Source organism: Pedobacter psychroterrae, from assembly GCF_004331695.1.
GTDB lineage: Bacteria > Bacteroidota > Bacteroidia > Sphingobacteriales > Sphingobacteriaceae > Pedobacter > Pedobacter psychroterrae.
The window spans coordinates 1192716-1205751 of sequence record NZ_SJSL01000002.1 but is presented as its reverse complement, the minus strand read 5'-3'; the positions used below and the strand labels follow the sequence as shown (position 1 = coordinate 1205751).

The 13036-nt window shown below is 41.4% G+C and carries 14 protein-coding genes; 4 read left to right on the top strand and 10 right to left on the bottom strand.

The genetic code is table 11. The features are described from left to right. The first annotated feature begins 26 nt into the window (after positions 1–26). From EZ437_RS13530 to EZ437_RS13515, 4 genes are all read left to right on the top strand, one after another. Positions 27–764, top strand: a complete 738-nt coding sequence (locus EZ437_RS13530; protein WP_131596533.1) for an electron transfer flavoprotein subunit beta/FixA family protein — start codon at positions 27–29, stop codon at positions 762–764. Positions 765–806: 42 nt separating this feature from the next. Then, the gene (locus EZ437_RS13525) at positions 807–1778 is read left to right on the top strand and encodes an electron transfer flavoprotein subunit alpha/FixB family protein (RefSeq protein ID WP_131596532.1); all 972 of its coding nucleotides are present in this window, start codon (positions 807–809) and stop codon (positions 1776–1778) included. A gap of 115 nt (positions 1779–1893) precedes the next feature. Then, positions 1894–2508 carry a bifunctional nuclease family protein gene (locus EZ437_RS13520; protein ID WP_131596531.1) on the top strand — a complete coding sequence of 205 codons (615 nt, stop codon included), beginning with the start codon at positions 1894–1896 and terminating at the stop codon, positions 2506–2508. Between the two features lie 40 nt (positions 2509–2548). Then, complete coding sequence (locus EZ437_RS13515) at positions 2549–3814, top strand: nucleoside permease (protein ID WP_131596530.1); 1266 nt, start codon at positions 2549–2551, stop codon at positions 3812–3814. A gap of 71 nt (positions 3815–3885) precedes the next feature. Here EZ437_RS13515 and EZ437_RS13510 read toward each other — a convergent pair whose 3' ends face one another. The 10 genes from EZ437_RS13510 to EZ437_RS13465 all read right to left on the bottom strand — a co-directional run bounded on the left by EZ437_RS13510 (position 3886) and on the right by EZ437_RS13465 (position 13030). Further along, a complete protein-coding gene (locus EZ437_RS13510) occupies positions 3886–5172 on the bottom strand; it encodes a citrate synthase (RefSeq protein WP_131596529.1) in 1287 nt (428 codons plus the stop codon). Positions 5173–5255: 83 nt separating this feature from the next. Next, complete coding sequence (locus EZ437_RS13505) at positions 5256–5786, bottom strand: DUF3347 domain-containing protein (protein ID WP_131596528.1); 531 nt, start codon at positions 5784–5786, stop codon at positions 5256–5258. A 179-nt stretch (positions 5787–5965) separates the two neighbouring features. Then, the gene (locus tag EZ437_RS13500) at positions 5966–6466 is read right to left on the bottom strand and encodes a hypothetical protein (protein WP_131596527.1); all 501 of its coding nucleotides are present in this window, start codon (positions 6464–6466) and stop codon (positions 5966–5968) included. Positions 6467–6552: 86 nt separating this feature from the next. Further along, positions 6553–7473, bottom strand: a complete 921-nt coding sequence (gene miaA, locus EZ437_RS13495) for a tRNA (adenosine(37)-N6)-dimethylallyltransferase MiaA (protein ID WP_131596526.1) — start codon at positions 7471–7473, stop codon at positions 6553–6555. After that, positions 7473–8294 (bottom strand): hypothetical protein, encoded by an 822-nt coding sequence (locus EZ437_RS13490; protein WP_131596525.1) that lies wholly within the window; start codon positions 8292–8294, stop codon positions 7473–7475. The genes miaA and EZ437_RS13490 overlap by 1 nt, the downstream gene beginning before the upstream one ends. Beyond that, positions 8285–8662: a DUF1801 domain-containing protein gene (locus tag EZ437_RS13485; RefSeq protein ID WP_131596524.1), complete on the bottom strand. Its 378-nt coding sequence runs from the start codon at positions 8660–8662 to the stop codon at positions 8285–8287. The genes EZ437_RS13490 and EZ437_RS13485 overlap by 10 nt, the downstream gene beginning before the upstream one ends. A gap of 57 nt (positions 8663–8719) precedes the next feature. Continuing rightward, entirely contained in the window at positions 8720–9811 is a 1092-nt protein-coding gene (locus EZ437_RS13480; RefSeq protein ID WP_131596523.1) for an MBL fold metallo-hydrolase, read from the bottom strand. Between the two features lie 5 nt (positions 9812–9816). After that, the gene (locus EZ437_RS13475) at positions 9817–10179 is read right to left on the bottom strand and encodes a response regulator (RefSeq protein ID WP_131596522.1); all 363 of its coding nucleotides are present in this window, start codon (positions 10177–10179) and stop codon (positions 9817–9819) included. A gap of 101 nt (positions 10180–10280) precedes the next feature. Then, entirely contained in the window at positions 10281–12110 is a 1830-nt protein-coding gene (gene topB, locus EZ437_RS13470) for a DNA topoisomerase III (RefSeq protein ID WP_131596521.1), read from the bottom strand. Positions 12111–12169: 59 nt separating this feature from the next. After that, positions 12170–13030, bottom strand: a complete 861-nt coding sequence (locus EZ437_RS13465; protein ID WP_131596520.1) for a bestrophin family protein — start codon at positions 13028–13030, stop codon at positions 12170–12172. Positions 13031–13036 lie beyond the last annotated feature (6 nt).

The window sequence follows — 13036 nt, the reverse complement described above, 5'->3', positions numbered from 1 at the left end:
ATAACCTTTTAAACAAATTTAAACGTATGAAAATATTAGTTTGTATCAGTAACGTGCCCGACACGACAACAAAAATAACTTTTACCAACGATAATACACAATTCAATACAGCAGGAGTACAATTTATCGTGAACCCTTACGACGAAATCGCGCTGTCAAGGGCGATTGAACTTTGTGAAGGCGGTAAGGGAACTGTTACTGTAATCAATGTTGGCGAAAGTCAAACAGATCCTACCATTAGAAAAGCGCTGGCTATCGGTGCTGATGATGCAGTCAGGATCAACAGAGCACCGAGAGATGCATATTACACGGCTTATCAGATTGCTGAATATGCGAAAACCACTGAATTTGACATCATATTGTGCGGACGTGAATCCATTGATTATAACGGATCTCAGGTAGCTGCAATGATCGGCGAGTTTCTTGACATCCCATCGGTTTCAATTATTAAGAAATTGGATTACGATGGTATTTCTGCAACGCTTGAACGCGAAATAGAAGGCGGTAAAGAGATCATTTCTATCACAGGCAAATTTGTAGCTAGTTGCTCTGAAGGTACAGCAGAACCGAAGATCCCTAACATGAGAGGAATTATGTCTGCCAGAACAAAGCCTTTGGTAGTAGTAGAAGCTAAAGAAATTGAGCAATTAACAAAAGTTCAGCAATTTGAAACTCCCGCTCCACGCGGAGCTGTTAAGCTGGTACCTGCTGAGGAGGCGTCCAAACTAATCGACTTATTACATCAGGAAGCCAAAGTTATCTAATTATAGTGCTATTACAGTTTAAAAATATTTAATCAAGATCGTATGTCAGTTTTAGTATATGTAGAACAAGTAGAGGGCAAATTTAAGAAGTCTGTTTTTGAAGCAGTATCTTATGCAAAAGCCATTGCAGATCAACAGGGTTCCAGCCTGGCCGCTATTTCAATAGGTAATGTAGCAGAAAGTGAACTCAAGGCACTTGGAACTTACGGCGCCTCAAAGGTGTTGACTGTTTCCAATGATCAGCTGAAGAACTTCGTTAACCAAGCTTATGCCTCCATTATAGCCGAAGCAGCAGGCAAGGAAAATGCGACTGTAGTGGTGCTTTCCAATTCATTTTCAGGTAAAGGCCTTGCTCCTCGTATAGCTGTCAAACTTAAGGCAGGACTGGTAGACGGTGCGGTGGAACTACCTCAAACAGCTAGCGGTAAATTTCTTGTTAAAAAAACAGCTTTCTCAGGCAAAGCTTTTGCCATCACTGAACTAACTTCAGCTGTTAAGATCATCGCGTTAAACCCCAATGCTTTTGGGGTAAAAGAGGCTTCGGTTGATGCGGTAGTAGAGGCTTTCAGTCCAGAGGTTAAAAGCACAGATTTAAATGCCATCGTAAAGGAAATCGTAAGGGCTACAAATAAAGTCTCCCTGCCTGATGCTGAACTGGTAGTATCTGCCGGAAGAGGCTTGAAAGGCCCGGAAAACTGGGGAATGATTGAAGAATTAGCCGGACTGTTAGGTGCGGCTACCGCTTGTTCAAAACCTGTTTCTGATGCAGACTGGAGACCGCATTCTGAGCACGTAGGCCAGACAGGAATTGCAATTAGTCCAAACCTGTACATTGCCATCGGAATTTCAGGTGCCATCCAGCATTTGGCCGGTGTGAGTTCCTCAAAAGTAATTGTGGTAATCAATAAAGATCCGGAGGCTCCTTTTTTCAAAGTCGCTGATTATGGCATTGTTGGTGATGCATTTGAAGTTGTTCCAAAATTAATAGAAACATTAAAAGCACATAAAGGTTAATTAAATGAGGCTGTCCGAAAAGGTAATGTTGAACTATTTTTAAATAGCATGTCTGGGGTCCTGAAATAAATTCAGGATGAAGAACGTACCTTTTCGCATAAGCCTTATCCTTAATATGAAAAAAGTAAAACTAGATATTGTTGGCTTGTCGTATAGCCAGACTCAGTCAGGAGCTTATGCCCTGGTACTTGGAGAAGTAAATGGCAGGAGGCGCCTACCCATTATCATCGGTGCGTTCGAAGCACAGGCAATTGCAATAGAAATAGAGAAGATGACACCAAGCAGGCCATTAACGCATGACTTGTTTAAGACCTTTGCCCAGACCTATAACATTCAGATACAGGAAATTTTGATCTACAACCTGGTAGAGGGTGTTTTCTTTGCTAAGCTTTTATGTACAGACGGCACAACTACTCACGAAATCGATGCACGTACTTCAGATGCAATCGCACTTGCAGTTCGTTTTAACGCAACCATTTATACCTATGAATTCATACTATCTTCAGCAGGCATTGTGATAGAAGGCAACGACTTTTTGTTTCTTGAAAATATGGACAGCATAACAAAAGAACAGGGAACGGAAGATATCAGCACTTCTATTCCCGGTAATGCTTATAAGTCGATGAGCTCAGAAGAGCTTCAGCAAAAGCTTCAGGAGGCCATAGCCGAAGAAGCGTATGAAAAAGCAGCAAGAATCCGTGATGAAATAAGTAAAAGAAACATAAAATAGTTCTATATTCATCTATTAGAAGATCAACTAAATTAGTATTATGAACGTTAAGTTTCGCTTAACCCTAATGAATTTTTTGCAATTCTTTATATGGGGTTCATGGCTTATAACCATTGGGGTTTATTGGTTCCAAAACAAACAATGGTCTGGTGCCGAATTTGGAGCGATCTTTTCTACGATGGGTATCTCGGCTATTTTTATGCCTGCACTTACCGGAATTATCTCAGACAGGTTTATCAACGCAGAAAAACTATACGGCCTGATGCATATTTTTGGTGCAGTTACGTTGTTTTCGCTTCCTCTGGTTAAAGACCCCGGAACATTTTTTTGGGTGATCCTGTTGAATATGATCTTTTATATGCCTACGCTGTCTCTATCCATTACAGTAGCGTATTCAGCTTTAAAAAGTGCAGGTAAAGACGTAATTAAGGATTATCCGCCAATTAGAATCTGGGGAACAATCGGCTTTATTGCCGCATTGTGGACAGTCAGTCTTTCAGGCAATGAAGCATCCTCCAATCAATTTTATATTGCTTCTGCCGTATCCCTTGCTTTAGGCATCTATGCATTTACACTTCCTAAATGCCCTCCTTTAGCAAATAGAATCACGTCAAAATCCTTTGTAGATGCATTGGGATTAAGAGCATTTACTTTATTTAAAGAAAGAAAATTTTCTGTATTCTTTGTGTTTTCTATGTTCCTTGGCGCAGCGTTACAGTTGACAAATGCCTACGGAGATACCTATCTCCATGACTTTAAAAATATACCTGCCTATCAGGGTTTACTTGCCGTAAAATACCCTGCTATAATTATGTCTATCTCTCAGATATCAGAGACACTTTTCATTTTAGCAATCCCTTTTTTTCTTAGGAAATTCGGGATAAAGTACGTCATGCTTTTCAGCATGCTTGCATGGGTATTAAGGTTTGGCCTGTTCGCCTTTGCGGATCCTGCAGGTGGTTTATGGATGATCATTTTATCTTGTATCATCTACGGCATGGCATTTGATTTTTTCAATATATCAGGTTCTTTATTTGTCGAAACACAAATAGATGAAAAAATAAGAGGCAGTGCCCAGGGATTATTTATGATGATGGTAAATGGCTTCGGAGCGCTATTTGGCAGTTTTACAAGTGGACTTATCATCGATCAATTCTTCACTTATGCCGATCAGAGCAAGGATTGGCAGGGCATCTGGCTTACTTTCTCCGCTTATACCCTCATTCTGGCGATTGTATTTCCATTCATCTTTAAATATAAACACAACAAAGCTGAAGCAGCTGCAATTGAGGCCATGAGCCACTAAAAACAAACAGCACAATAAAAAAGCCATTTAGCTAAAAACTAAATGGCTTTTTTATTATTAAATTTAGCAGATTACCTGCTTTTGATGTCATTAAATTCTCTGTTGGTATGACCTACGTACACCTGACGAGGACGGCCGATCGGTTCTTTATTCTCATGCATTTCTTTCCATTGAGCAATCCATCCGGGTAAACGGCCTAATGCAAAAAGAACAGTAAACATATCTGTAGGGAAGCCCAGCGCCCGGTATATAATACCCGAATAGAAATCAACATTCGGATAAAGCTTGCGCTCTACAAAATAAGGGTCGCTCAATGCTGCTTCTTCCAGTTTCTTGGCAATTTCCAAAACAGGATCGTCAATACCCAATTTTTCTAAAATATCGTCGCATGCCTTTTTGATAATCTTGGCCCTTGGATCAAAGTTTTTATACACCCTGTGTCCAAAGCCCATCATACGGAAAGGATCATTTTTATCCTTGGCCTTGTTGATCCACTTCTCAGTATCTCCACCATCTTCCTTAATGAGTTCCAGCATTTCTATCACCGCCTGGTTTGCGCCTCCATGCAGCGGGCCCCACAGTGCCGCAATACCAGCAGAAACAGAGGCATACAGGTTACAATCTGACGAACCTACCATTCTTACCGTAGAAGCTGAACAGTTCTGCTCATGATCAGCATGCAAGATCAGCAGGGTGTTCATCGCACTTACCACCACCGGATCTATCACTGTATCTTCAGTACGCTGACCAAAAATCATGTTCAGAAAATTGGTTACATAATCGTATTTGTTCTTAGGATAGATCAGCGGATGTCCTAATGATTTTTTATAAATAAAAGATACAATGGTCGGAAATTTAGCCAGTAATTTAATCATAGTTAAATCCATTGTCTCTGCCGATGAATTGGCATTTAAAGACTCTGGGTAGAAAGTAGACAAAGAGCAAACTAGAGAGGCCAGTTGGGCCATAGGATGAGATTTAGAAGGATATCCGTCCAAAAACTTTTTCATATCCTCATGGATCAGCGTATGCCTGCTAATCTGGGATTGAAAACCGTCCAGTTCACTTTGGTTAGGCAGGTCGCCATATATCAGTAAATAAGCAACTTCAAGAAATGTTGACTTTTCGGCCAGCTCTTCTATTGCATATCCGCGATATTTCAATACTCCTTTTTCACCGTCCAGGAAAGTAATGGCACTTTTAGTAGACCCTGTATTTTTGTATCCAAAATCAAGCGTTATATGGCCTGTTAAATCTCTAAGTTTAGAAATATCAATAGATTTTTCACCTTCAGTACCTGTAATTATGGGAAACTCGTATACCTTACCGTCTATCTTAATTTCTGCAATATCTGACATATATCTTCTAATTTTTATAATAACAAAAGTAACTAATCTATTTAAAAAGCACTGGCTATAACTATAACAAAACTGTTAACTAATTATTTTTTTATCTGCGTTATCACTGCGCCACACTCCATCATCTCATCTCCGTAATATGGGTTTTGGATCTTCTCACTAGAAGATAGCCAGTCGCCACCATCCCCATTATTTGCCATTGGGCAATGCTGCACATATATTACACCGGCAGTCAGGTCAGAATGCTTGAACATCGCAATTACATCTGCGCTTAAAAATGTAAATTCCTTTCTTTGGGTCGCTATATCTTTAGCCGAACTGATTTTCTCTGCGATTAGCGCTGTGTTTTCACAGCCTTGTTTTTCCTTTAAACTGGTCATTAATGTCTTAGCTGATAATTTAGCAGCATCATAATTAGTTGCCACCAAATCGTCCTTCAACACAATATAGGCATTGTATATACTTTCTACTGCCGCATCGTTTAATTTAACAGCCGGTGTTTTAGCAGAATCAGCAAGCTTCACTGTGCTGTCTGAACCATCGATGCCTTTTTTTTCTGAATTAGCACATGCCATCAATGTACATAAAACAGCTACTCCTATATATTTTCTCATCTGTATAAATTTGTTTGCAATCACCATGGTTTCCTCTGTTTGCTTTGGTGCTCAAAATAGCACTTTATATTCAAATTAAATAAAAAAAGCCCCTGTAATTTCAGGGGCTTTTTTTTAAATTGAACTAAATCTTACAATTGGCGCATATTTAGTGACAATTTAAAAACAATTATCTTTGCTTACAAGCTAAAACCATAGGCCACACGCAAAGCAATCTGACCTAAAGAGCCACCTCCTTTAAATTCAGCGCCTTCATAACGCAGACCCAGATCTAATCCGTTGTCCCATCCATATCCGATACCCGGAGCCCATAAAAACGCAGTCTTAGATCCTTCGTTGGTACCAATTCCCGCACCAAGCTCACCTGAAAAATATGCACTTTCCGCAAAGAATATCTTTGCACCTGCTTTTACAGGAATGAAGCTAGCATCTCCTGCATCCGTTACAAATCTGTTATATCCGGCAGACAACAAACCAGAAATATTAGAACTAAAATCTTTTTGTAAACGAAGGTCTGCACCCAATGCCACATCATATCCTTTGGTGGTTGGTATACCCCCACTCAGACCGATGCCCAGGCGTGTTGCTTTAGAATCTTCAGATTGCGCATTAACATTAGTAGTAAAGAATAAAGCCATAGCAGCTACTGCTGAAGCAAAGAATTTTGTAGTTGTTTTCATCTTATGTGAATCGTTTAAATTTAAAATCTCAGATAATGTTATCTGCTGATACGGACTTTACAAATTGTATGCCACAACAAGTAAAACTATAAATCAATAATTTTTGTGATGCTGTATCTAACGGCTTCAATACCCTGATCCGTATCAAGCCAATGAATCTTAACTCCATCTTTTTCCATTTTTCTGAAAAACGTCATTTGTCTTTTAGCAAACTGATAAATGGCGATTAACAATCTTTCCTCAAGTTCAGCCAATGTTAGCTCATTATGCAGGTACCAGCTGACAAACTTATATTCCAGTCCGTAGTATTCAAGTGTTTCCCTGGGTACACCATTTTCCAGTAAATTCTTTACTTCTGTAACCAATCCGGCACTTAACCTTGCCTCCAGCCTTTCATAAATTCTTTTTTTCCGTAGCGATATGTCCGAGGTCAGGCCAATCACTACTGGATTAAATAGCGGTCTTTCTTTGCTTATCAATAAATTCTCTTTCAGAAACTCCCCTATCTCTATAGCCCGTATCAGCCGCTTGTGACTGGATTGATCTGCTTTCATCACCAGCTCTTCCGGATATTCCAGCAACAATGACCTCAGCTGCTGTATGTCATATTGTGCCAGCCGGGCCCTCAATGATTCATCTGCAGGGATCGCTGTATAATCCTGCTGTTGGAGCAAGCTATGGATATACATTCCTGTACCCCCACACAGTATTGGAAGGCGTTTGCGATCCGAAATATCCTCAAATACTTTAAAGAAATCTTCCTTAAATTCATTTACATTATATTTTTCTCCTGCTCTCCTGATATCGATCAGGTGATAAGGAATTACCTGCCCTGAATATTGATATTCCGCAAGGTCCTTTCCGGTACCAATGTCCATCCCCTGGTAAACCTGTCTGCTGTCGGCACTAATTATTTCTCCGCCCAGCTCTGCAGCCAGTCTTACAGCCAACTTCGTCTTTCCTGAAGCAGTAGGACCTAAAATTATTATTAGTGGGTTCTGCTGCATTATAAATAATAGATGTATTTAAGGTTTCCTGTATTAAAAACTTTTATAAAATCCTGACCTGGAACATTTGTAGAAATCATACCAGCCTGACCCGGCAAGCGGTGCGGAAAGTAACGGATCAGCGATTGCGGATGTACATAGATGTCCGATGGCGGCGTAACGGATACCTGTTCAAATCCCGCCTGTTCATATACGCTGCCATTAGACCAGTCGCGGTCTGCATAGCTCATGATATCGTTAGGAGCCAGTTCTGCATTAAAATGCTTTAGCAACTTACTAAAACCACCGGTTACCGTAAAACCTGAAAGACTTGCAAACCTGATCACTTCTGCTGATCTGTATCCTGCCGGTCTGCTATGCTTCATCAGCCGCAGGCCACTAAAACAAGCCACCGCCACCACCTCTTCATCGGCTATCAGTGCAAATCTGTACTTTGATCTGGCAGATGCCTGAATATGGTTAACTGCTAAAAAGACGTCTGCCTGCTCCTGGCTAATCGCCAATACCTGGGTTTTGCGTGCATGTACCCGTTTATTTAAACCTAGAAGTGATTGTACCCTACCTGTTACCTGGATACTTCTAGTGGCCCAGATATCTTCCCAGAGCTGAATGAACTTTACGCCCTCCTTCAAATATGCTTGCTGAAGCGCTATCAGCTCTTCGGGCTTATAATCATTGTTTAAAGAAACCAGGTTGATCACCAAATTCTTTCCGGTGAAGGAAAGAAGGGCGTATTTTCCTGAACTGGCGTCACTAAGCTCAACACCAAAAGCTCCAAAAGCACGCACAACAGCTTCCTGCCACAATGATATTATACCCAACCTTTTTCTTTATATATCCTAAAACCTTCTGCCAGCGCATCCTCAATTTGACCCATTAGCAGCTCATCCAGCTTCTTTATATGGAAGCAGGACTTTCCCTTCAATAGCTTTAAAAGATTATCATCAAATACATTTTTCATATCCGGCTCGGCATAAACCGGCATAAAATAAAAGCCTACATGCCCTTTTTTAATAGCAACAGAAGCAAAAAACACTTCATTTCTTTGCTTGCCCTCAATCACCACATTCTTGTCACTCCATAGGTCATAGGTAGTTTCACTGTTTGCTCTATTACTAAACCCAAGTGTGGCATAAGGCTGTAATGATGCCCTAACGGTTTGAAATATCTCAACAAAGTCTGTCTTCATGATAGGTATTTATGAATTACTGTTTGATGAACAACATATGATAAATGATATTGTTTATTAATGATCCTGCATGCTCAGCCACCATTCTTTCTGGGGATAATTTTCATCTAATATAACAGATTCACCCATTATTGGCGTAGTGATCTGAAAATCTACTGCTTTAGCCTTTTTCACCACCCTGATAATGGGGTCATCCCAGTCATGCCAGGCCAGCAAAAACTTACCCCAGTGAACGGGCATCAATACCTTTGCCTTCAGGTCTGCCGCAGCCTGTACCGTCACTTCCGGCATCATATGGATCAATGGCCAGTAGTCATTGTACTGACCACATTCCAGTATAGCGATGTCAAATGGCCCGTGTTTATCTCCCGCTTCTTTAAAATGCTTGTCGTAACCTGAATCTCCACCCAGGTATAGCTTATTCTTCTCAGTCTGAAGAATAAAGGCCGACCATACCGTCTGGTTCCGCTTAAATCCTCTTCCGCTAAAATGACGTGCAGGCATTGCAGTAAATTTCAGCGACTGATAGCGGGCCTCCTGACCCCAGGATAGCTCAATGATCTTATCCGGAGAAACGCCCCAGTGCGCTAAATGAGCACCAACACCCAGAGAAGTAACAAATTTTTTAGTCTTATCCTTCAACTTCAAAATGCTCTCGTAATCCAGATGATCATAATGATCATGTGTGATCAGTATCAAATCCAGTTGGGGAAGCTCTTCTGCCTTGATAAAATCCGTTCCTTTAAAGCTCTTAGCACCCAAAAAGGAAAAAGGAGAAGTACGCAGGCTAAACACCGGATCTACCAGAATATTCAAACCGTCTACCTGTATTAAATAAGACGAATGGCCAAACCAGATGATCTTGGCATTCGAAGCCGGACTAAAATCAGGTTTAACAGTAGGAACAGGATTTTTGGGCCTGCTATTTTTATTTCCCTTAATCATGCCTGCTATAATATTCAAATAGCTCACACCATCCGGCAATGTCGGTGTAGGTGATTGATTTTGAAGTTCCCCATCTTTATAGTTTGGCAATTGCTTAATAAGTGCCAGACGTGCACCTTCAGGATGCCGGCCAAATGGGGCACTATTGAGTGCCACTATTGTAACGATTACAAGAATGGCGACAATGGTCAATATGGAATACATGGTTTTTATTTGATGTGGAATTTTATTTTATCTAATAATTCATCCATATCAAAAGGCTTCTCCAGAAAATCATCCGCACCGGCCTCCTTCGCTGACTTTTCCAGCTCGGTGCTGGCAGAAATCATGATAATAGGCATATCTTTGGTCTTTTCGTCCTGTTTCAGTAATTTACAAACGTCTCTCCCATCAGTTCCGGACATCCATATATCCAGCAACAATAAATCAGGGAAACCCTCTTTCATTTCAAGTAGTGTTGCGCCATTGCAAGTAGTACTCACGTTATAACCACCGAATTCCAGCATTGCTTCTACAGCATCCAATATGCCAGGATCGTCATCCGCGATCATTACTCTTTTTTGTTTAGTCATTAGCTAATATAATTGACTCATTAAATAGACAATTTATATGTTTTTCAGGGAGGTAAACTCTAAGAGCAATAATAATACCATGATCGGTGATAAAAGCCATATTATGTAAACTTTTCGGCCAGTCCGGCGCCCGCCAGCAACAGCTCATCCGTGATCACCCTTGTGTAATCCGTAATTTCTGCCTTAAAATCCAACACAGAAGCGCCTGACCGGATCTCTTCCAGTCTCTTCTCCCATTGTCCGGTCAATTCTGACTGCGCTATTTTTTTGTCTTTTACCACATCATACACCGCCAAACCTTTAGTAGTCGGTACCAGATTTCTTTTTTCCCGGACAATGTATTCTCTATTGAGCAATGTCTCGATGATCGCCGCCCGCGTAGCAGGCGTACCCAGTCCGCTGTCTTTCATGGCATACCTCAGCTCCTCATCTTCTATATCCTTGCCCGAAGTTTCCAGTGCCTTTAGCAAAGATGCCTCATTGTATAGTGGTTTGGGCTTGGTCTGCTTCTCCAGCAAGGCCTTATTTACCACCGGAAGCTCCTCTCCTGCCTTTACCTTTGGCAGTGAAGGGTTTTCTTCATCCTTTTTTTCTTCGTCTTTTTCATTAAACACCGATCTCCATCCCGCCGACTGGATCACTGTTCCATTGGCTACAAATACAGACCCTGACTCGACAGTAATCTTAGTGATCTCTTTTATGCACTCTTCATGAAAGGCCTCCAGCATACGGCCCACTACCATGTCGTAGATCGCCTGTTTGTCATCACTCATCTGGTATGGCGGCTCTCCCGTACTCAAAATAGCATGGTGATCAGTTACCTTCTTGGCATTTACACTCCGCTTATTGAGTTTAGCACTAGAAAGATATTCGGCCTGCCGCCCAAAATCCTTATGCCCCTTCAACTTTTCTATCAAAGCCGGAACACCGGCAAATACATCGTCTCCTATATACCGGCTACCGGTACGGGGATAAGTAATCAGCTTACTTTCATACAGCCCCTGCAACAAATTAAGCGTCTGATCGGCTGTAAAGCCCTTTTTCTTATTAGCCTCTTGCTGCAAACTGCTCAGATCATGCAGCAATGGTGGCGGTTCCTTTCGCGGCTTGGCTTCCACAGTCAGTATCTTACCTCCATTGGCAAAGCCAGATCCTACATCCTGGATTTTAGCAAACAATGCCTCAGCATCTTCTTTTTTATCAAAATTGCTTACAGACATGGCCCTAAACAGCTGTCCGTCTTTGTCCAGCTGTATCGCCAGCTGATAATACAATTGCGGTACAAAATTCTTAATCTCCAGGTACCTCGAACAGATCATGGCCAGCGTAGGTGTCTGAACCCTGCCCAGCGACAATACAGAGCGCGAACCGGCAGAGATGCTCAGTGCCTGTGTAGCGTTCATGCCTACCAGCCAATCAGACTCCGACCGGCAATGCGCAGAATTAAACAACGTATCGTAATCCGTACCGGGTTTAAGGTTTCTGAAACCGTCTTTGATCGCCTCATCGGTCTGCGAGGAGATCCAAAGCCGCTTAAAGGGCTTTTTACATTTCAGAAAATAATAGATATACCGGAATATCAGTTCTCCTTCCCGTCCCGCATCCGTTGCTACTATAATCTCCGTGGCCTCGTCAAATAGCTTTTTAATAATATCCAGTTGCTTTCTTACACCCGGATCTTCCACCATACCATCCTTCGTCTTAATCTTGCGGATACCAAGCTTAAACTTTTTGGGAAGCATGGGAAGGTGCTGTCTCCTCCAGCCGATGTACCCATATTCCTGTGGAGGGGCCAATTGGAGTAAATGCCCAAAGGCCCAAGTAAAACTATATCCCTTGCCTTCTATGTATCCGTCTCTTTTTGTCGTAGCTCCGAATACCTTGGCCAATTCACGTCCCACTGAAGGTTTCTCTGCTATTACTATCTTCATCCTGCTCTTACTATTAATTACTCAAAAATATATACGCACACCATGCAGTCCTTATCATACTACCTAAGGATCTCCCCAACATGTTTTTCTATGTTATCGCATATCTCATCTACCGGAAGGTCATTGGCATCTACCCCAAACGGATCTTCAATTTCTTCTGCTATCAGCTCTAAACTGGCCAGTACATACAGGATAAACGGTACAATTGGCACTACAAAATACCCCAGACTAAACACCCATCCGAAGGGCAGTGTGATCACATAAATAAAAATAAACTTCTTAATAAAAGCACTATAAGAAAAGGGAATAGGTGTTTTCTTAATACGCTCACAGCCACCACATATATCTGTAAACTGCTGAACATCTGAATTAAGTATAATGAGTTGCTCCTGACTGATAATTCCTTTGGCCTGCAGTTCGTAAACCCTCGATATCATACTTGCTGCAACCTGATTAGGAATGTGCTTACCACCATCCACTTCAATCAAAAAACTGTTCTTTCCAAAACATTGCTTTTCCCGCATGTGTTCCTTCAGCGCAAACGCATATTTTGGAATGGCATACTCAAAAAACTCAATATGTTCTTCCCCCAGCTTCAATGCTTTAATCTTCATCGCAAAATTACGGGATACATTAGTCAGCGATCCTAAAAGCCGCCTTCCTTCCCACCATCTGTCGTATGAAGTATTTGTCCTGAATACCAACAACATAGAGATCACAAAACCAAGCAGGTTATGCATCATGCCAATGTTCTTTACATAGGTAGTCTCAGCCAGTTTCAGATAGTTGAGCTCCAGATAAGCAATCATTCCCGAAAAAATGGCCACACTAAGCATCAATGGCCAAAGTTTCCTGATCGTATCTGCCTTATGGATATGAAAAATAAAGGTAAACCAGTCTTTAGGATTATAATTTATCATATTCAG